Annotated in this window: 19 protein-coding genes and 5 tRNA genes; 17 read left to right on the top strand and 7 right to left on the bottom strand. The window is 69.2% G+C overall.

What is annotated here, in order from left to right; all coding sequences use genetic code 11:
- Window positions 1–75: 75 nt before the first annotated feature.
- Window positions 76–495: a roadblock/LC7 domain-containing protein gene (locus AB0I94_RS19080; RefSeq protein ID WP_098244998.1), complete on the bottom strand. Its 420-nt coding sequence runs from the start codon at window positions 493–495 to the stop codon at window positions 76–78.
- Entirely contained in the window at window positions 496–4,365 is a 3,870-nt protein-coding gene (locus tag AB0I94_RS19075; RefSeq protein ID WP_363310722.1) for a nitrate- and nitrite sensing domain-containing protein, read from the bottom strand.
- A gap of 573 nt (window positions 4,366–4,938) precedes the next feature.
- Between AB0I94_RS19075 and AB0I94_RS19070 the strand changes: the two genes are divergently transcribed.
- From AB0I94_RS19070 to gltX, 3 genes are all read left to right on the top strand, one after another.
- Entirely contained in the window at window positions 4,939–5,139 is a 201-nt protein-coding gene (locus AB0I94_RS19070) for a hypothetical protein (RefSeq protein WP_363310721.1), read from the top strand.
- A 78-nt stretch (window positions 5,140–5,217) separates the two neighbouring features.
- Window positions 5,218–6,006, top strand: a complete 789-nt coding sequence (locus AB0I94_RS19065) for a fumarylacetoacetate hydrolase family protein (protein WP_363310720.1) — start codon at window positions 5,218–5,220, stop codon at window positions 6,004–6,006.
- The gene (gene gltX / locus AB0I94_RS19060; RefSeq protein WP_363310718.1) at window positions 5,999–7,480 is read left to right on the top strand and encodes a glutamate--tRNA ligase; all 1,482 of its coding nucleotides are present in this window, start codon (window positions 5,999–6,001) and stop codon (window positions 7,478–7,480) included. Before AB0I94_RS19065 ends, gltX begins: the two co-directional genes overlap by 8 nt.
- Window positions 7,481–7,553: 73 nt before the next feature.
- Here the strand turns inward: gltX and AB0I94_RS19055 are convergent, their stop codons facing one another.
- On the bottom strand, window positions 7,554–7,979 hold the full coding sequence (locus tag AB0I94_RS19055) for a hypothetical protein (protein ID WP_363310716.1): 426 nt from the start codon (window positions 7,977–7,979) through the stop codon (window positions 7,554–7,556).
- 99 nt (window positions 7,980–8,078) lie between these two features.
- Here AB0I94_RS19055 and AB0I94_RS19050 point away from each other — a divergent pair, with 99 nt between their 5' ends.
- The 6 genes from AB0I94_RS19050 to AB0I94_RS19025 all read left to right on the top strand — a co-directional run bounded on the left by AB0I94_RS19050 (window position 8,079) and on the right by AB0I94_RS19025 (window position 9,387).
- Window positions 8,079–8,804, top strand: a complete 726-nt coding sequence (locus AB0I94_RS19050; RefSeq protein ID WP_363310715.1) for an HAD family hydrolase — start codon at window positions 8,079–8,081, stop codon at window positions 8,802–8,804.
- A gap of 87 nt (window positions 8,805–8,891) precedes the next feature.
- Window positions 8,892–8,963, top strand: a tRNA-Gln gene (locus tag AB0I94_RS19045).
- Between the two features lie 21 nt (window positions 8,964–8,984).
- Window positions 8,985–9,057 (top strand) — tRNA-Glu (locus AB0I94_RS19040).
- 62 nt (window positions 9,058–9,119) lie between these two features.
- Window positions 9,120–9,192 (top strand) — tRNA-Glu (locus AB0I94_RS19035).
- A 28-nt stretch (window positions 9,193–9,220) separates the two neighbouring features.
- Window positions 9,221–9,292: transfer RNA gene (locus tag AB0I94_RS19030), tRNA-Gln, on the top strand.
- 22 nt (window positions 9,293–9,314) lie between these two features.
- Window positions 9,315–9,387, top strand: a tRNA-Glu gene (locus AB0I94_RS19025).
- Window positions 9,388–9,465: 78 nt separating this feature from the next.
- Here the strand turns inward: AB0I94_RS19025 and AB0I94_RS19020 are convergent.
- Entirely contained in the window at window positions 9,466–10,113 is a 648-nt protein-coding gene (locus tag AB0I94_RS19020; RefSeq protein ID WP_363310714.1) for a MerR family transcriptional regulator, read from the bottom strand.
- Window positions 10,114–10,246: 133 nt separating this feature from the next.
- Between AB0I94_RS19020 and AB0I94_RS19015 the strand changes: the two genes are divergently transcribed.
- Window positions 10,247–10,705, top strand: coding sequence for a DUF4188 domain-containing protein (locus AB0I94_RS19015; protein ID WP_363310796.1), 459 nt, complete (start codon window positions 10,247–10,249; stop codon window positions 10,703–10,705).
- Between the two features lie 96 nt (window positions 10,706–10,801).
- Here the strand turns inward: AB0I94_RS19015 and ndgR are convergent, their stop codons facing one another.
- On the bottom strand, window positions 10,802–11,518 hold the full coding sequence (ndgR, locus tag AB0I94_RS19010; protein WP_053137572.1) for an IclR family transcriptional regulator NdgR: 717 nt from the start codon (window positions 11,516–11,518) through the stop codon (window positions 10,802–10,804).
- A 180-nt stretch (window positions 11,519–11,698) separates the two neighbouring features.
- Here ndgR and leuC point away from each other — a divergent pair, with 180 nt between their 5' ends.
- The 4 genes from leuC (at window position 11,699) to AB0I94_RS18990 (ending at window position 15,069) form a co-directional block, all read left to right on the top strand.
- Window positions 11,699–13,132, top strand: coding sequence for a 3-isopropylmalate dehydratase large subunit (gene leuC, locus AB0I94_RS19005; protein WP_363310713.1), 1,434 nt, complete (start codon window positions 11,699–11,701; stop codon window positions 13,130–13,132).
- Between the two features lie 5 nt (window positions 13,133–13,137).
- Window positions 13,138–13,731 (top strand): 3-isopropylmalate dehydratase small subunit, encoded by a 594-nt coding sequence (gene leuD, locus AB0I94_RS19000; protein WP_363310712.1) that lies wholly within the window; start codon window positions 13,138–13,140, stop codon window positions 13,729–13,731.
- A 238-nt stretch (window positions 13,732–13,969) separates the two neighbouring features.
- Window positions 13,970–14,206: a hypothetical protein gene (locus AB0I94_RS18995; RefSeq protein ID WP_363212500.1), complete on the top strand. Its 237-nt coding sequence runs from the start codon at window positions 13,970–13,972 to the stop codon at window positions 14,204–14,206.
- A gap of 173 nt (window positions 14,207–14,379) precedes the next feature.
- Window positions 14,380–15,069 carry an HU family DNA-binding protein gene (locus AB0I94_RS18990; RefSeq protein WP_363310711.1) on the top strand — a complete coding sequence of 230 codons (690 nt, stop codon included), beginning with the start codon at window positions 14,380–14,382 and terminating at the stop codon, window positions 15,067–15,069.
- A gap of 127 nt (window positions 15,070–15,196) precedes the next feature.
- Here the strand turns inward: AB0I94_RS18990 and AB0I94_RS18985 are convergent, their stop codons facing one another.
- Both AB0I94_RS18985 and cofC read right to left on the bottom strand, forming a co-directional pair.
- Entirely contained in the window at window positions 15,197–15,400 is a 204-nt protein-coding gene (locus AB0I94_RS18985; RefSeq protein ID WP_160507421.1) for a hypothetical protein, read from the bottom strand.
- A 13-nt stretch (window positions 15,401–15,413) separates the two neighbouring features.
- Complete coding sequence (cofC, locus tag AB0I94_RS18980; protein ID WP_363310709.1) at window positions 15,414–16,049, bottom strand: 2-phospho-L-lactate guanylyltransferase; 636 nt, start codon at window positions 16,047–16,049, stop codon at window positions 15,414–15,416.
- A 159-nt stretch (window positions 16,050–16,208) separates the two neighbouring features.
- Here cofC and AB0I94_RS18975 point away from each other — a divergent pair, with 159 nt between their 5' ends.
- Genes AB0I94_RS18975 through AB0I94_RS18965 form a run of 3 tightly spaced genes read left to right on the top strand, consistent with a single transcriptional unit; the run spans window position 16,209 to window position 19,245 of the window.
- Window positions 16,209–17,024 (top strand): lysophospholipid acyltransferase family protein, encoded by an 816-nt coding sequence (locus AB0I94_RS18975; protein WP_363310708.1) that lies wholly within the window; start codon window positions 16,209–16,211, stop codon window positions 17,022–17,024.
- Window positions 17,021–18,031, top strand: coding sequence for an NAD(P)H-dependent glycerol-3-phosphate dehydrogenase (locus tag AB0I94_RS18970; protein WP_363310706.1), 1,011 nt, complete (start codon window positions 17,021–17,023; stop codon window positions 18,029–18,031). The genes AB0I94_RS18975 and AB0I94_RS18970 overlap by 4 nt, the downstream gene beginning before the upstream one ends.
- Before the next feature lie 35 nt (window positions 18,032–18,066).
- Window positions 18,067–19,245, top strand: coding sequence for a D-alanine--D-alanine ligase family protein (locus AB0I94_RS18965; protein WP_363310704.1), 1,179 nt, complete (start codon window positions 18,067–18,069; stop codon window positions 19,243–19,245).
- Window positions 19,246–19,265: the final 20 nt, after the last annotated feature.

The raw sequence follows: 19,265 nt of genomic DNA, 5'->3' as shown, positions 1-19,265 counted from the left end.
GAGCCGGTGGGGGGCACCAGGTTGGCCGGACGGTGGTCAGTACGTTCGGTCGGTGGGGCGGCCGATGGAGAAGAGCTAGTGCAGCAGGCTGCCCTGCAGTTCGGCGCGGAGGTCCGGGGTGAGGACGGCGCCCGCGCGGTCGACGAGCAGCGCCATCTCGTATCCGACGAGGCCGATGTCGCACTCGGGGTGCGCGAGCACGGCCAGGGACGAACCGTCGGAGACCGACATGAGGAAGAGGAACCCCCGCTCCATCTCCACCACGGTCTGGGTGACGGCGCCGCCCTCGAAGATCCGGGAGGCCCCGGCGGTGAGGGAGGTCAGACCCGACGCGACCGCGGCCAGCTGGTCGGCGCGGTCACGGGGGAAGCCCTCGGACATCGCCAGAAGCAGGCCGTCGGCGGAGACCACGACGGTGTGCGACACCCCGGGGGTGTTGTCCACGAAGTTCGTGATCAACCAGTTCAGATTCTGTGCCGCCTGGCTCGGACTCAACTAACGCTCCTGCTGGTGAGTGGGGAAACTGCCGGTCTGGCCGGTACCGGCCTGGCGACCCTGCTGGATGCCCCGACGGAGATTCGTCAGCCGGCCGCGTACCTCTTCGGGCGCACGCGAGACCTGCGGACCTGTGCTGTCCTGCTGCTGCTGAGCTGTGCCCGCGACGAGGTTGGCTCGCGGGACGCGGCGTGGCAGGCCGGATGTGGTGATGCCACCGGCGGACGGCTTCCGGACGCGCTCGGCCTGGCGGCCCAGCTCGTCGTTGGGTGAGGTGCGCCAGGAGGTGGCGCTGCCGTTCGTCACGTGGCTGCCGTTCCCGCCGCCGGTTCCGTTGGACGCGGGGGCGGGCGCTGTGTCCGGGCGCTGGGGTGCGGCCGGGTTCTGCGGCTGCTGTGCCTGCGACCTCGACGGAAGGGGCGACGAGGGCTGCTTCCGCTGCGGCCGCTGGGGCTGCTGCTCGGGGGCGCCGGGCGCGGGGGAGCGGTCGCCGCCCTGCGGGCCCTGGTGCCCTTGCTGCTGCTGCTGCTGCTGTTGTTGCTGCTGGAACCAGTTGGTCTCCAGCGTGTCGAACAGCGGGGTACGGCCGTCGCCGGGACCGGCGGGCGGCAGCTCGTCCGGCTGCGAGGGGCGCACGGGCTGCTGAGGCTGGGGCGGCACCGGCGGGATGCCGAGCTGACCGCCCTGGCTCTGACCGCCGGGGCCCTGCTGGCTCTGACCACCGGGACCCTGCTGGCCCTGAGCCTGACCAGGGTTCTGACCGCCCCGAGGCGCTCCACTGTTGTAGCCGGGAGCGCTCGTGCCGGGACGCTGGAACTGGCCCGTGCCCGAAGAGGAGTCCTGCCCACCGAAGACGTCCGGGCGGACGAACTGACCGGTGCCCTGCTGCCCCTGTCCCTGCCCCGGACCTTGGCCCTGACCACCCTGCCGGCCCGCGTTCTGCGGAGAAGCCGTGCCGGGCGGCGGCCCGTTGAAGTCCGGCCGAGCGAACTCGGCGGTCGAACCGGGGCCTTGCGCGGCGCCGGCCGAGGGGTGCGGGAACTGTCCGGTGGACTCCGGCTCCTCGTGCCCACGCGGGGCGTCGATCGGCTCGCGCGATATCTGCGGCTGGGCGTTCTCGTCGCTCCAACTGGGCACGCGCGGCTGGGGGTTGCCCCCGGGAAGCTCGGCACGCGGGCCACCGCGCGGCGGCAGCTGCGGCCTACGCCCCTGGTCTCCGGCGTCGTTCGCGGAGGGGTTCACCGGGCCCGCGGGGGGCACCGGGCCTGCGGGGTTCGCCGGACCCGCGGGGTTCACCGGGTTCGTACGCTGCTGGGGCACGGGAGGCTGCGGTGCGGAGGCAGGACCGCGGCCACCGCCCTGTCCGCCCCCGAAGAGGCTGCCACCGGACGAGCCCGGGGCACCGGCACCCTGTCCGGGCGGACCCTGACGGGGAGGCTGCTGACCGGAGGGCGGGCCCGCCGGAGCGGACGGCGAACCGTTGCGCGGCCCCGGCCCCGCGTCACGCGAGGGCAGCGCGGCACGCGGCCCCGCGCCCGCGACCTGACCACGGGGCGGTCCGGCGCCGAGCCTGCCCTGGGATCCCGCGGGACCCGCCGAGCCGTGCGCGCCGTTGCCGCCGCCGTTCCCGGCACCGACTCCGCGACGCGCTGCCGCGGCACCCGCCGACGCCTGCGCGGCGACAGGGCCACCGCCCTGGCCGGGGCCGGGCGCGCCGGGCTTGTTCGGCGCCTTCTTGCCGCCCTGGGCGACGTCGATCGGCAGCATGACGAGCGCGGTCGTGCCGCCGGAGTCCGACGGACGGAGCTGGATGCGGATGCCGTGGCGCTGCGAAAGACGGCCGACCACGAACAGACCCATGCGGCGCGAGACCGAGACGTCCACGGTGGGCGGCGACGCGAGCCGCTCGTTGATCGCGGCGAGGTCCTCGGGCGACAGGCCGATGCCGGTGTCGTGGATCTCGATAAGGACCCGACCGTCGGGCAGCGCGTGACCGGTGACCTTGACCTTGGTCTGCGGCGAGGAGAACGACGTCGCGTTCTCCAGGAGCTCGGCGAGCAGGTGCACGAGGTCGTTGACCACGCGTCCGGCGACCTCGGTCGTCGGGACCGCGGAGAGTTCGATGCGCTCGTACTGCTCCACCTCGGACGCGGCGGCACGCAGCACGTCGACGAGCGGAACGGGCCGGGTCCAGCGGCGGCCCGGCTCTTCACCGGCGAGAACGAGGAGGTTTTCGCCGTTACGGCGCATGCGGGTCGCGAGGTGGTCGAGCTTGAAGAGCGAGGACAGCTGGTCGGGGTCGGCCTCGCGCGACTCCAGCTCGGAGATGAGCGAGAGCTGGCGCTGGATGAGGCCCTGCGAACGGCGCGAGAGGTTGGTGAACATCGCGTTGACGTTGCCTCGCAGCAACGCCTGCTCGGCGGCGAGGCGGACCGCCTCGCGGTGCACGTCGTCGAAGGCCGCGGCCACCTGGCCGATCTCGTCCCGGGAGTGCACACCGACGGACTCGACGGAGGTGTCGACGTCCTGCGGGTCGGCCTCGGAGAGCTGCTTGACGAGCTCGGGCAGCCGGTCCTGGGCGACCTTGGTCGCGGTGTCCTGGAGGCGCCGCAGCGAGCGGATCATGGACCGGGCCACGACGAAGGCGCCGACGAGCGAGACACCGAGGACGAGCAGGATCAGCGCACCGTTGAGGATGGCGGCCTGCTCGGACTCGTTGCGCAGCTCGCGGGCCTTCTGCTCCATCTCGTTGAGCAGCGTGAGCTCGATCTTGGACATCGCGTCGATCTTGGTGGTGTCGGCGTCGACCCAGTCCTTGTACGACCGCTTGTCCTGAAGCTTGATGCCGCCCTCCTGCTCAAGCACACGCTTGGCGTAGGAGTCGGCGCCCTTGATGGCGGAGTTGCCGCCGTCGATGGGCTTGGTGAGCTCGTCGGCGTTGCCCGAGTAGATGCCCTTGAAGGCCTGGAGCTCCGAGCCCTCCTTGTCGAGGGCGGACCAGCCGTAGCGCCGGTCGGTCTCGGAGATCTTGCCGAACGTGCCGTCGCCCGCGGGGAGGGAGGCGGCGATCACGGCGCGCTGCACCGAGGCGTACTCCTTGGCGGAGGAGAAGGCCGTCAGGGCGCGGGTGCGCTGGATCATGTCCGGGTTGCTGGTCGCCTGCGCCATGTCCGAGGACAGCGAGAGCAGCTGCTCGATGAGCTGGCTGTAGGCATCCACCGTCTGGGAGGTGGAGTTCGCGTCCTTGTAGGCGTCCTTGCGGACCTTGTTGATCTGCTGGAGCTGCTGGGTGATCTCGACGGTGTTGGCGCGGACGCCGAGGAGACCCTTGTCGCCGTCGGTGTTGTCGAGGTCCTGCGTCTCCTGCAGGAAGCGGTTGTACGCGCGGTCGGTCTTCTGCCGGGCGCCCTTGACCACGTAGTCCGACGAGTTCGCGCCGTGCGCGAGGGGGCCTGCCGAGCGGTCGCGCTCCTCCTGGAGCGCGGAGGCCAGCTCGGTGGCGCGCTTGGTCATGTCGGTCAGCAGCTTCATGTTGTTGAGCTGCTGGATCTCGTCCATGGACTCGTTGATGCGGAGCGCGCCGAGGGAGGTCGCTGTGATCACGGGGAGCGCGAGCAGCGAGACCAGTCGGGTGGAGATGCGCCAGTTGCGCAGGGCTATTCGCGAGCCGGGTCCTGTGGGCGACTTCACGGTGCCCGTCGTGCCGCCCGATGCCGTGGGCAGGCTCACGCCGCCGGCTCCGCGACCGGTGTCGCCGGACTGAACCTGCCCGGGGTTCTGGGCGTGCTGGGCCGAGGAGCCGCGGTCGGTCCCGCCGCGCTCCGGCTCTGCCGCAGCGCTGCTGCCATCCCTCTTGAAACGTCCCTGCACTAGCGTCGCAACCTCTGGACCAGGCGTCCTGCCGCACAAACGGCGGGACGGTGTCGGCGTCGTGGGGCGCGGAACGCCCCATGGTGGTCGTGAGTGACCGGCGCTGGCTCCCCTTTCCCGCCGCCACTCGGCGCTTCGTTGCGCCCCTGCGCGCCGGTTCGATCCCGCGGCGGTCCCGGGAATTCCAGCACAGTGCAGGATCTCCAACAAGGCCCGTGTGTCGCGCCGCGACCTCCGTGACTAGGTGTGAGTGGCGCGTTACGAGACGTAGAAAGTGATCTGGGGCAAAACGGTCCATTGGACCCAGGAAGGCCATGGCCGATGAGTGTCCCAGTGTTCATGATCGGGAGCGGAATGATGGCTTCAGTGGCGCAATGTCCGATTCCAACAAGCTCTACACGAGCCTGAATTACCCCTTTTGCCCGCTAGTTCGTGAGCAAACTCACATCAAGATCAAGGCCTCATCCCGGCTTTGGGCGGGAATTGGATGTTTAGCCTGACGCTTTACAGGGATGGCGTATCCGACAACCCGCGTCCTCCACGACGCCTCAACGGACAGGACACGAACAGCACATGAAGACCGTCAAGTCGGCGATGTTCCGCAACATAGCCAACCCGCGCCGCACCACTCTCGCCCACCTCACGGACGCCGACGACGTCCAGCCGGCCACCGACCAGCCGGAGCACGCGGTGGAACTGCCGGCGGTGACGGCCAACCCGAAGCGCACGATCCTGATGGACGTGCCCGAGCAGCCCACCCCCGTAGCGGGCTGACAAGGGGAGGCCGGCCCCCTTGCCGCGTTAGCCTGGAGCGTCAGACTCCACCCATTCCAGCAAGGGGCCAAGGCACACGTGCGCATCGCCAGGTTCTCCATCGACGGCAACGTCGCCTTCGGCGCGGTCGAGGGCGAAAGCCCCCCCGGAACGACCGATGGGCTCGTCCTCGACATCATCAAGGGCATTCCGTTCGCGGACTTCGAGCTCTCCGGCACGAAGGTTCCGCTGAGCAAGGTCAGGCTGCTGCCTCCGGTGCTCCCCAACAAGGTCGTGGGCATCGGCCGCAACTACGCCGACCACGCCAAGGAACTCGGCAACGAGGTCCCCGACGTTCCCGTCGCCTTCTTCAAGCCGTCCACCTCGGTGATCGGCACCGGCGACGCCATCGCGTACCCCTCCTTCTCGCAGGAGGTGCACTACGAGGCCGAGCTGGCCGTGGTCATCGGCCGCATGTGCCGCGAGGTCCCGCGCGAGCGCGCCCGCGACGTCATCCTCGGCTACACCTGCGCCAACGATGTCACCGCGCGTGACGTCCAGCAGCGCGAGAAGCAGTGGGCCAGGGCCAAGGGCTTCGACAGCTCCTGCCCGCTCGGCCCCTGGGTGGAGACCGAGCTCGACCCCTCCGACCTCACCATCCAGTGCACGGTCAACGGCGAACAGCGCCAGCTGGGGCGTACGACCGACATGGTCCGCTCCGTCGAGGACCTGATCGTGCACATCTCCGAGGCCATGACGCTGCTCCCGGGCGACGTCATCCTCACGGGCACCCCGGCAGGCGTCGGCCCCCTCAACGTCGGCGACGAGGTCGCCGTCACCATCGAAGGCATCGGCACTCTCACCAACAGGGTGATCAAGCGTGGCTAACGCGACCCCCGTACGCGTACGGTTCTGTCCCTCGCCGACCGGCAACCCCCACGTGGGCCTGGTCCGCACCGCTCTCTTCAACTGGGCCTACGCCCGGCACAACGAGGGCGTCCTGGTCTTCCGCATCGAGGACACCGACGCGGCTCGCGACTCGGAGGAGTCGTACGAGCAGCTGCTCGAGACGATGCGCTGGCTGGGCTTCGACTGGGACGAGGGCCCCGAGGTCGGCGGCCCGCACGCGCCGTACCGCCAGTCGCAGCGCATGGACATCTACCAGGACGTCGCCAAGAAGCTCCTGGACGCCGGCCGCGCGTACTACTGCTACTGCTCCACGGAGGAGCTGGACGCGCGCCGCGAGGCCGCCCGCGCCGCCGGCAAGCCGTCCGGCTACGACGGCCACTGCCGCGACCTCACGACCGAGCAGCGTGCCGCGTACGAGACCGAGGGCCGCAAGCCCATCGTCCGCTTCCGCATGCCCGACGAGACGATCACGTTCACGGACCTGGTCCGCGGCGAGATCACCGTCCAGCCGGAGAACCTCCCGGACTACGGCATCGTCCGCGCCAACGGAGCACCGCTCTACACCCTGGTGAACCCGGTCGACGACGCCCTGATGGAGATCACCCACGTCCTGCGCGGCGAGGACCTCCTCTCCTCGACCCCGCGCCAGATCGCCCTCTACAAGGCGCTCACGGACCTGGGCATCGCCAAGGAGACCCCGGCCTTCGGCCACCTCCCGTACGTGATGGGCGAGGGCAACAAGAAGCTCTCGAAGCGTGACCCGCAGGCGTCCCTGAACCTCTACCGCGAGCGCGGCTTCCTCCCCGAGGGCCTGCTGAACTACCTCTCCCTCCTGGGCTGGTCGTTCTCCGCGGACCAGGACGTCTTCTCGATCCCCGACATGGTCGCCAAGTTCGACCTCGCGGACGTGAACGCCAACCCGGCCCGCTTCGACCTGAAGAAGGCCGAGGCGATCAACGCCGACCACATCCGCATGCTGGACGTGAAGGCGTTCGCGGCGGCTTGTGAGCCCTGGCTGAAGGCCCCGCACGCCAACTGGGCCCCCGAGAGCTTCGACCAGGCGGCCTGGGAGGCCATCGCCCCCCACGCCCAGACCCGCATCAAGGTCCTCTCCGAGATCACGGAGAACGTGGACTTCCTCTTCCTGGAGGAGCCCGTCGAGGACGAGGCGTCCTGGACGAAGGCCATGAGCAAGGGCGACCCGGCCGCGCTCCTGACGACGGCCCGCGCCAAGCTCGACGCCGCCGACTGGACGTCCCCCGAGTCCCTCAAGGAGGCCGTCCTGGCCGCCGGCGAGGAGCACGGCCTGAAGCTCGGCAAGGCCCAGGCCCCGGTCCGTGTGGCCGTCACGGGCCGCACGGTCGGCCTGCCCCTCTTCGAGTCCCTGGAGATCCTGGGCAAGGAGAAGTCCCTGACCCGCATCGACGCGGCCCTGGCGAAGCTGGCCGAATAGACCCTGGATATGCGAAGGGCTCGGACACCGTGACGGTGTCCGAGCCCTTCGCATTACTGTGCGTCCACTGTCCTCAGGCGCCGGCGGGGAAGGAGTCCCAGGCGCTGCACGTGCCCTCGATCACATTCCCGTTGTTACGGATGCAGACCTTCAAGTAGACGTAGGACGACTCACCCGCGCTGGCGTTGACCCTTTCGCAGGTGCCCCGGCCCCCACCGGCATAGAGCGGGTGGACGGTGCCGCCGCTGCCAACCTTCCAGTACCCGATCACACCGGCGCCGTCCGAAGAGTTGTCGCAGGTGCTGATGTGCTCGCCGACGCTCTGGAAATTCATCGATCCGGCGAAAGCAAGGTAGGAACCGGATGCACGGGTGTTGACGTCGAAGACTTGGGCCGCCGCAGGCCCGGCCGCGAAGACCGCCGCGGCGGAAGCGGCCGCAGCGACACCGGCGACAGACATCAAACGCTTACGCAGAACAGACAACAGTGCTCCCCACACAAGAGTTCAAGCGATTCGAACGTTTACTCGGGGAAGGTATCAGCGGAGCGATTCCAAGTCCGGCCCTCCGCGAAATCCGCCGGCGCCTAGGCTGAGCCCATGCCCATCAAAGCCGTGGTCTGGGACATCGACGACACGATCTTCGATTACGCGTACGCCGACACCACCGGCATGCACGCGCATCTCACCGCCGAGGGCATCATCGAGCGGTACGAAACCGCGGAGCGCGCCCTCGCCCTGTGGAAAGAGGTCACCGAGCGCCACTGGGCGCGTTTCAGTGCCGGAGGGATCGAGTTCGAGGCGCAGCGCCGCGACCGCGTACGCGACTTCCTGGGTGCCGTCCTGAGCGACCAGGAGGCGGACGCCTGGTTCGAGCGATACCTCACGCACTACGAATCCGCCTGGACCCTCTTCCCCGACACCGTCCCCGTCCTGGACGCCCTCGCCGACGACTACCGCCACGCGGTCCTCTCCAACTCCGCGCTGATCGTCCAGGACCGCAAGTTGCGTGTCCTCGGCGTGCGCGACCGCTTCGAGTCCGTCCTGTGCGCCGCTGAACTGGGCGTCTCCAAGCCCGCGGCGGAGGCCTTCCTCGCGGTGTGCACGGCGATGGGTCTCGCGCCCGGGGAAGTGGCCTACGTGGGGGACCAGCCGGAGATCGACGCACGGGGCGCCCGGGACGCGGGTCTCCTCGGGATCTGGCTCGACCGCAACAGCACGGCCCACGAAGGCCCGTCGGGCGTGCATCGGATCACGCGTCTCACCGAGCTGCCGCCGCTGCTCCGCGCCGATACCCGTTTTGGAGCGCCGTCCACCATCGGGTAATGTTCTTCCTGCGCCGCCCGAGAAGGCCGAAAGGTCCGATCAGGAAGCGCAAGTCGAGCAAAACTCCCGCAAGGGGTTGCGTATCGATGGCCTATGGTGTAATTGGCAGCACGACGGTTTCTGGTTCCGTTAGTCTAGGTTCGAGTCCTGGTAGGCCAGCTCGCAGAGCTTATCTGCAACGCCCCCGTTGTGTAGCGGCCTAGCACGCCGCCCTCTCAAGGCGGTAGCGCCGGTTCGAATCCGGTCGGGGGTACAGATCCTTCCCATGGAAGCAGTCCGGGTCGCACCCACTGCAGCCGATGCAGGATCGCTAGGGCCCCCGTTGTGTAGCGGCCTAGCACGCCGCCCTCTCAAGGCGGTAGCGCCGGTTCGAATCCGGTCGGGGGTACGCAGGGTCTGGCTGGTCTAGACCACAGTGGGCTATGGTGTAATTGGCAACACGACGGTTTCTGGTTCCGTTGTTCTAGGTTCGAGTCCTGGTAGCCCAGCGCAGTACAGCAGGACAAGCTAGCCCCCGTTGTGTAGCGGCCTAGCACGCCGCCCTCTCAAGGCGGTAGCGCCGGTTCGAATCCGGTCGGGGGTACAGAAGAAGGGGTCTTCCCGTGAGGGAGGGCCCCTTCGCCATGTCCGCATCTTGTCCGTCTCTTCGTGCCTGCTCCGGTCAACCCTCTTGCCCGTAACGGCGGTTGGACTCCTCGGCCTGAGCGAGCCTGCGCAGGCTGAGCAGAACCGGCTCGTACAGCACGGTCAGGGCGACCGCCGCCTCCAGCTGTTCGTCGGGCGACTCGTGACGCTCCACCAAGTCCAGGTCGGATGTGGCCAGTTGTCCGGCGGAGCGCGCGTACGGCGCCAAGTCCTCGACGGCGCAGGGGTATCCGAGCCGGGCGAGCGTCCCGACCGCCGTCACGAGCATTCCGTACGCCGGTGACAGGGACCCGTGGTCCTGGCTGGACCGCCAGCCGAGCCGGTCGAGCAGGGCGTCCACCGTGTCCCGCGCCTTCTCCGTCGCCGGGTCGTCCGCGACGGGCTCGGGGCCGTGGGGGAGCGCCCAGACCGCCGTGCCCAGACGGGAGTTGCGGTCCAGGGAGTCGTCCTCCAAGGCGGTGAGCACCTCCCGGGCGGACGCGATCGGCACCCGGCCCACCTGGATGAGCGCCCGGACGAGACGCAGCCGCTGCAGGTGCTTCTCGTCGTACTCCGCCTGCGTCGCCGTCACGCGGCGGCCCGGCGGGAGCAGGCCCTCGCGCAGGTAGTACTTGATCGTGGCCGTCGAGACCCCGCTGCGCGTGCTGAGCTCCGCCAGTCTCATCGGCTCGCTCCTCCTCTTGGTTCTCTCTTGCGCATCCCCTTGGGGAGTGGCACTATCCAATCATGGATAGCGAAGCTATCCAACGCTCTCTGAAGGGGGAACCATCGTGAGCACCGAGCTGATCCAAGGGCGCATGACCGCCGACGCGCAGGGCGGCGTCACCGTCTTCACCATCGGGATGCGCATCAACAACTTCCGTGCCCTGCGGAGCTGGTGGCCCGTCTTCCGTGCGATGCCGCGGATGCTCAAGGAGCTGTCCATGGACCGGGGGAGCGGCATGCTCGGCCATCAGCTGCTGTTCGGTGGCTTGCGGGTGCTGTACGTCGTCCAGTACTGGGAGTCGTCGGAGAAGCTCCTGGCCTACGCGTCCGACCAGGGCAAGGAGCACCGGCCGGCCTGGGCCGCCTTCAACCGGCGGATGCGGGAGGGCAAGGGGAAGGTCGGCTTCTGGCACGAGACGTATGTCGTGCCGCCCGGTGCTCATGAGGCGGTCTACATCAACATGCCGGAGTTCGGCCTGGGCAAGGCCGTCGGCGTGGTGCCGGTCGGTCTCCGGGGGGAGAGGGCCGCCGACCGGCTCAAGACGGTCTGAGTCCGGCCGGGCCGAGGCGTGAAAACGCCCGAGGGGCAGCCGCGGCGTTGAGGCGGCCCCTCGGGCGTTCTGTGTGCTGACTGTGGGTGGTGCGGGTCAGCCCGTGCGGCGCAGGGCCTCGGACAGACGCCCCGCGGCGTCGATGATGGCCTGCGCGTGCATCCGCCCCGGGTGACGGGTCAGGCGCTCGATCGGCCCGGAGACCGAGACGGCGGCGACCACGCGGTTCGAGGGGCCGCGCACGGGGGCGGAGACGGACGCGACGCCCGGCTCCCGCTCGCCGATCGACTGGGCCCAGCCCCGGCGCCGTACGCCCGAGAGGGCCGTGGCCGTGAAACGGGCGCCCTGAAGGCCACGGTGCAGGCGCTCCGGCTCCTCCCAGGCCATCAGGATCTGGGCGGAGGAGCCCGCCTTCATGGTGAGCGTCGAGCCGACCGGAACCGTGTCCCGCAGGCCCGAGAGGCGCTCGGCCGCCGCGACGCAGATGCGCATGTCGCCCTGACGGCGGTAGAGCTGCGCGCTCTCGCCCGTCACGTCACGCAGGTGCGTGAGGACCGGGCCCGCCGTGGCGAGCAGGCGGTCCTCGCCGGCCGCCGCCGCGAGTTCCGCGAGCCGCGGGCCGAGAATGAAACGGCCCTGCATGTCGCGCGCCACCATCCGGTGGTGTTCCAGTGCCACGGCGAGACGGTGTGCCGTGGGTCGTGCGAGTCCGGTGGCCGCGACCAACCCCGCGAGGGTGGCCGGACCGGACTCCAGGGCGCTCAAGACGAGAGCCGCCTTGTCGAGAACGCCGACGCCGCTAGAGTTGTCCATGCGTCGATACTCGCGTCTCACTCTGTGAAACGCAAGTTCAATTTTCCATGGAACACGTCACCCTGTACGTGCGATCCGCGGACCAACGGAAAGCGGTCCACGCGCGGCACGAGGGGTACGGGCGTGGACGAACAATTCTCTAGTTGGGCCGGCCCAACACAGCCGGTCGGAGGGAAAGCGATGGGTAGGACACTCGCGGAGAAGGTCTGGGACGACCATGTCGTCCGGCGCGCCGAAGGCGAGCCCGACCTCCTCTTCATCGATCTGCACCTGCTGCACGAGGTGACGAGCCCGCAGGCCTTCGACGGCCTTCGCCAGGCAGGTCGCCCCGTGCGGCGTCTCGACCTCACCATCGCCACCGAGGATCACAACACCCCGACCCTCGACATCGACAAGCCCATCGCGGACCCCGTCTCGCGGGCGCAGTTGGAGACGCTGCGCAAGAACTGCGCCGATTTCGGCGTGCGGCTGCACTCGCTCGGCGACGTCGAGCAGGGCGTCGTCCACGTGGTGGGCCCCCAGCTCGGCCTGACCCAGCCCGGCACCACCGTGGTCTGCGGCGACTCCCACACCTCCACGCACGGTGCCTTCGGCGCGCTGGCGTTCGGCATCGGCACCTCCCAGGTCGAGCACGTCCTGGCCACCCAGACGCTGCCGATGGCCCCGCCGAAGACGATGGCCATCACCGTCGACGGCGAACTGCCCGAGGACGTCACGGCCAAGGACCTGATCCTCGCGATCATCGCCAAGATCGGCACCGGCGGCGGCCAGGGCTACGTCCTGGAGTACCGAGGCTCCGCCATCGAGAAACTCTCGATGGAAGCCCGCATGACCATCTGCAACATGTCGATCGAGGCCGGTGCCCGCGCGGGCATGATCGCCCCCGACGCCACCACCTTCGACTACATCGAGGGCCGCGACCACGCCCCGAAGGGCGAGGAGTGGGACGCGGCGGTCGCGTACTGGAAGACCCTGAAGACGGACGAGGACGCGGTCTTCGACGCCGAGGTCTACATCGACGCCACCAAGCTCGCGCCGTTCGTCACCTGGGGCACCAACCCGGGCCAGGGCGCGCCGCTCTCCGCGCAGGTCCCCGACCCTGCTTCGTACGAAGACGCGTCGGAGCGCTACGCCGCCGAAAAGGCCCTGGAGTACATGGGGTTGACCGCCGGACAGCGGCTGCGCGACATCAAGGTCGACACCGTCTTCGTAGGTTCGTGCACCAACGGCCGCATCGAGGACCTGCGTGCGGCCGCCTCCATCGTCGAGGGGCGCAAAGTCGCCGACGGCGTACGGATGCTGGTCGTCCCCGGCTCCGTCCGGGTCGCCCTGGAGGCCGTCGCGGAGGGTCTGGACAAGGTCTTCCTCGCCGCGGGCGCCGAATGGCGGCACGCCGGCTGCTCGATGTGCCTGGGTATGAACCCCGACCAACTGGCGCCCGGCGAGCGCTCGGCGTCGACCTCCAACCGCAACTTCGAGGGCAGGCAGGGCAAGGGCGGCCGCACCCACCTGGTGTCGCCCCAGGTCGCCGCCGCCACCGCGGTGACGGGCCACCTGGCCTCGCCCGCCGACCTGACTGATGCCCCTGACGCCCCTGTCACCGCCGGAGTCTGAGAGCCATGGAAGCATTCACCACGCACACCGGCCGGGCCGTTCCGCTGCGCCGCAGCAACGTCGACACCGACCAGATCATCCCCGCCCACTGGCTGAAGAAGGTCACCCGGGACGGATTTGAGGACGGGCTCTTCGAGGCCTGGCGCAAGGACGGCGAGTTCATCCTGAACAAGCCCGAACGCCAGGGCGCCACGGTCCTGGTGGCCGGCCCCGACTTCGGTACGGGCTCCTCGCGCGAGCACGCCGTGTGGGCGCTGCAGAACTTCGGCTTCAAGACCGTCATCTCCTCGCGCTTCGCCGACATCTTCCGCGGCAACTCGCTGAAGAACGGCCTGCTCACCGTCGTGCTCGACCAGAAGGTCGTGGACGCGCTCTGGGAGCTGACGGAGCGCGATCCGCAGGCCGAGGTCACCGTTGACCTGCAGGATCGCCAAGTCCGCGCCGAGGGCGTCACCGCCGACTTCGAACTCGACGAGAACGCCCGCTGGCGTCTCCTGAACGGTCTGGACGACATCAGCATCACGCTCCAGAACGAGCCGGACATCGCCGCCTACGAGGCGGGGCGCCGCTCGCACAAGCCGCGGACGGTGCAGGTCTGACACCCCGCAACACCCTGGTGTACCCCCAATCGTGGACGGTTGGGGGTACATCTGTGTCCGGGCCCGGGAGGGTGCCCGATGACCTGAACGGGTGGTCTCAACTCCCGTGATTCGGACGGAAGAAGAGGCTTGAAATCCCCTTGTACTCCGTCCGACCGGGTACCCTCAGGAGGGCGCCGGATGTGGGTAGTTACCCCCTGCGGAGGCGACAACTCGCCCCAGATGGCACAATCGGTGCATGGAACGTGACAGCCAACTCGAGCTCTACGGGCTTGTTGCGGACCAACTGAAGGAAGCGCACTCAAGGGTGCGTGCACTGCAAGTCCCGGAGGGCGTACGGATGGCGCTGACCCGGAAGCTGCTGGTCATTACGGCCGCGGCCAAACACGATCTCGCCGATGCGGCAAGGCGTCTGGAGCGATTGATGGCGTCCCTCGACGAAGCGGAAGAGGGCCGATTCCCCGAAGACGCCTGAGCCGCAAGGCTCAAACGGCCCTTCGAGGAACCTTCGAGGAACTCATGGACAGTCGAGTTCGTTGCGGCACAAGGGTGATTAGCCCGTTTCGTGTTTGATTTGCGGTATATATCTGCCTAACGTGCGAAAAAGCCTGGCGAATACGCTCGGGCGAGGTCTCCGAAGGGGAAGACGTGAACAAGGCGCAGCTCGTAGAAGCGATTGCCGACAAGGTGGGCGGCCGTCAGCAGGCCGCCGACGCCGTGGACGCGGTTCTGGACGCAGTCGTCCGTGCCGTGGTCAGCGGAGACCGTGTTTCGGTCACCGGGTTCGGATCGTTCGAGAAGGTTGACCGTCCGGCCCGTTACGCCCGCAACCCGCAGACCGGGGAGCGCGTTCGGGTCAAGAAGACCTCGGTTCCGCGCTTCCGCGCCGGTCAGGGCTTCAAGGACCTGGTGAGCGGCTCGAAGAAGCTCCCGAAGAACGACGTCGCGGTCAAGAAGGCGCCCAAGGGCAGCCTTTCGGGCGGCAGCGCTTCGGCGACCGTCAAGAAGGCCGCGGCCAAGAAGGCCACCGCCAAGAAGGCGACGGCGAAGAAGGCCACCCCCGCCAAGAAGGCCAGCCCCGCCAAGAAGACGACGGCGACGGCCAAGAAGGCGTCCACCGCCAAGAAGGCAAGCCCCGCCAAGAAGACGACGGCGACGGCGAAGAAGGCGGCCACGGCCAGCAAGGCGACGGCCAAGAAGGCCAGCCCCGCCAAGAAGGCCACCGCCAAGAAGACCGCGCCGGCCACCAAGAAGGCCACCGCCAAGAAGACCGCGCCCGCCAAGAAGTCGACGGCGCGCAAGACCACCGCCAAGAAGGCGACCGCCCGCAAGAAGTAAGGCACGAGGGCACTCACGCGCCGGGCCGGGCTCCCAACTGGGAGCCCGGCCCGCGGCGTGTGGCCCAGAAGTGTGTGGGCCCCAGGAGTGTGTGGGCCTCAGGAGCCCATGGACCCTAGGAGAAGGCCTAGAACGTCTGCAGCGTCACCAACGTGATGCGGCGCCCCTCGCCCTCTCCCTCGACCTCGATCCGCACCCGCTGGCCGGGCCTGAGCAGCCGCAGACCACCCGCGTCGAACGCCGGGGGATCGAAGGGCACCGGAGTGCCGTCGTCGAGCAGCACGCTGCCGCTGCGGGTCTCGGAGTCGTATGTGTACGCGGTCGCCTGCATGGCGGAAGCGTACTCAGTCCGCGATCAGAAGCCTCGCGGCAGCCGCCGCCGTGCGCGGTCCCACGCCCAGCGCGAGCGCGGCCCGCAGGTCATCGCCCGTGTCCACGTCCTGGCGTACGGAATCCACGTCGTCGAGTGGAAGTTCCATCGCCCCGGAGCCGGCGTGCCGGGAACGCGACGCCGCGCCGAATGCCGGACGCAATTCCATGCCGGGAGCCGCGGCGAGCAGCGTCGTACCGATTCCGGCGGCATCCGAAAGGAAAGAACGCGGAAATCGGGTCGCGCTGTCCAGTACCCGGGTCAATTCCAGGGGCCGCAGCGCGGGGAGATCGGCGTTCAGCGCCGCGACGGCCGCGTCCGGCCGCCCGGCGCGCACGGCCGCCGCTCCGTGGGCCAGGGCCGCGTTGAGGCCCCCCACGGGCTCGTCACGGACGATCCGGGCCCCCAGCGCCGCCAGCTCGCGCCCGGCGAGGCCGTCGTCCGTGACGACCACCACATCCCGTACCGCCGGGCAGGCCACCGCGGCGGCCACGGTGTCCTGCGCGAAGGCAAGGGCGAGGCCGGGGCGCAGCGTGTCGCCCGTGGTGGCGGTGAGCCTGCTCTTGGCGCGCTCCAGCGGTTTCAGGGGTATCACCAGGGTCCACTGCACGGGTGGCGGCTCCGTCCTTCGCGTCGGGCCCATTGTGACCTGCTGGGCGGAGCACTACAGGGGCCGGGCTCCGGGGGCGGGCGTACGGTGTTCTCGACAGACAGGCAGCCTGGGTCGACACTTGTGCGGCCGACCAGGTTCATGGAGGAAGGTGTCCGAGTGTCCCGCCGCAGAATCGGCTTCTGGTACCGCCTGGCCGCGGTCATCGCAAAACCGCCGCTGGTGGTTCTGTTCAAGCGGGACTGGCGAGGAATGGAGCACATTCCGGCCGACGGTGGATTCATCACTGCGGTGAATCACAACTCATATATCGATCCGCTCTCGTACGCGCATTTTCAGTACAACACCGGACGAGTGCCTCGCTTCCTGGCAAAGGACGGCCTTTTCAAGGACGGCTTCGTCGGCAAGGTCATGAAGGGCACGGGCCAGATCCCGGTCTACCGCGAGACCACGAATGCGCTCGACGCCTTCCGTGCCGCGGTCGAAGCGATCGAGCGCGGCGAGTGCGTGGCGTTCTACCCCGAGGGCACCCTCACCAGAGACCCCGAGATGTGGCCGATGACGGCCAAGTCCGGTGCCGCGCGGGTCGCCCTGCGGACCAAGTGCCCGGTGATCCCCGTCGCCCAGTGGGGCGCCAACCTCGCGCTTCCCCCGTACAGCAAGAAGCTCAGCCTCTTCCCGCGCAAGAAGCTCCAGGTGCTCGCGGGCAAGCCGGTCGACCTCTCGCGCTTCTACGACAAGGAACCCACCCCCGATGTCCTGCGGGAGGTGACCGAGGAGATCATGGCCGGAGTCACCGAACTCCTGGAGGAGATCAGGCAGGAGAAGGCCCCCGCGGTTCCGTACGACCCGCGCAGGGCGCGGCTCGCGCAACGCCGCAAGGCGATGGGCACGAGCGGTCCGGGCGTCCCCGAAACCGTCCCTGAGGCCATCCCCGAGACCATCCCTGAGAACACCACGGAGGACAGCAAGTGACGAACCCGGTGAGGGCCGCCGTCTTCGGAACGGGATCGTGGGGTACTGCCTTCGGCATGGTGCTCGCCGACGCGGGGTGTGACGTCACCCTGTGGGGCCGCCGCGCCGAACTCGCCGACGCCGTCAACTCCTCGCACAGCAACCCGGACTACCTCCCCGGTGTCGATCTCCCGGAGAACCTCAGGGCGACCACCGACCCGGCCGAGGCCGCGGCCGGCGCCGACTTCACCGTGCTCGCGGTGCCCTCGCAGACGCTGCGCGGCAACCTCGCCGAGTGGGCTCCGCTGCTCGCCCCCGACACCGTGCTCGTCTCCCTCATGAAGGGCGTCGAACTGGGCTCCGCGATGCGGATGAGCGAGGTCATCGAGGACGTCACGAAGGTCGCCGCCGACCGCGTCGCCGTCGTCACGGGTCCCAACCTCGCCCGCGAGATCGCCGCCAGGCAGCCCGCCGCCGCCGTGGTCGCCTGCCGCGACGAATCGATCGCGCAACGCCTCCAGACCGCCTGCCACACCCCGTACTTCCGCCCGTACACGAACACCGACGTCATCGGCTGTGAACTCGGCGGCGCCGTGAAGAACGTCATCGGTCTCGCCGTCGGCATCGCGGACGGCATGGGACTCGGCGACAACACGAAGGGTTCGCTCATCACGCGCGGGCTCGCCGAGACCACCCGCCTGGGCATGGCGATGGGTGCGGACCCGCTGACGTTCTCCGGACTCGCGGGCCTGGGCGACCTGGTGGCCACCTGCTCGTCGCCGCTGTCGCGCAACCACACCTTCGGCACGAACCTCGGCAAGGGCATGACGCTGGAGGAGACCATCGCGGTCACCAAGCAGACCGCCGAGGGCGTCAAGTCCTGTGAGTCGGTGCTCGATCTGGCCCGCAGGCACGGCGTCGACATGCCCATCACCGAGACGGTCGTGGGCATCGTGCACGAGGGAACGCCCCCGGTGGTCGCCCTCAAGGAGCTGATGTCACGCAGCGCCAAGCCCGAGCGCCGCTGACTCTCCCCGGGGCCAGCGGGTACCCTCAAGCCGATATGAGCAGCGAGAACCTCCCCCAGAGCCCCGAGCCGCGCCCCGAGCAGAGCTCTGAGCTGCCGCTCCGCAAGCCGCGTGTGGCCGTCGTGTTCGGCGGCCGCAGCTCGGAGCACGGCATCTCGGTCGTCACCGCGGGCGCCGTGCTGCGTGCCATCGACCGCACCAAGTACGACGTCCTGCCCATCGGCATCACGACGGACGGCCGCTGGGCCCTGACCGCCGACGATCCCGAGCGCATGGCGATCACCGACCGTCAGGTGCCCAACGTCGCCGAGCTGGCCGAGTCCGCCGACGGGAGCGTGGTGATGCCCCTGGACCCCAACAACCGCGAGGTCGTCTACAGCGAGCCCGGCTCCGTGCCCAAGGCGCTCGGTGAGGTCGACGTCGTCTTCCCGATGCTGCACGGCCCCTACGGCGAGGACGGCACCCTCCAGGGACTCCTGGAGCTCTCCGGAGTGCCGTACGTGGGCGCCGGAGTGCTCGCCTCGGCCGTCGGCCAGGACAAGGAGTACATGAAGCGGGTGTTCACCTCCTTCGGGCTGCCCGTCGGCCCGTACCTGGTGATCCGCCCGCGCGAGTGGGACCGCGACCAGGAGGGCGCCCGCAAGAAGATCGCGGAGTTCGCCGGCGACCATGGCTGGCCGCTGTTCATCAAGCCCGCGCGCGGGGGCTCTTCGATGGGCATCACGAAGGTCGAGTCCTTCGAGGGCCTCGACGAGGCGATCGAGGAGGCCCGTCGCCACGACCCCAAGATCCTCGTCGAGTCGCTCCTGCGCGGCCGTGAGATCGAGTGCGGTGTCCTGGAGTTCGAGGACGGGCCGCGCGCGAGCGTGCCCGCCGAGATCCCGCCGGTGCAGTCGCACGACTACTACGACTTCGAGGCGAAGTACATCGACTCGACGCCCGGGATCGTGCCCGCCCCGCTGACGCCCGAGCAGACCGCCGAGATCCAGCGGCTGGCGGTCGACGCCTTCGAGGCCACGTCCTGCGAGGGCCTGGTGCGCGCGGACTTCTTCCTCACCGAGGACGGGTTCGTGATCAACGAGATCAACACGATGCCGGGCTTCACGCCCATCTCGATGTACCCGCAGATGTGGGAGGCGAGCGGCGTCAGCTATCCCGAGCTGGTGGACCGTCTCGTCCAGGCGGCCCTCAACCGCTCGACGGGCCTGCGCTAGCACCCTCCGTAGAAGGCACT

This window comes from Streptomyces sp. NPDC050147, assembly GCF_040660195.1.
Taxonomy (GTDB): Bacteria; Actinomycetota; Actinomycetes; order Streptomycetales; family Streptomycetaceae; genus Streptomyces.
This window is presented reverse-complemented; position numbering and strand designations above follow the sequence as displayed.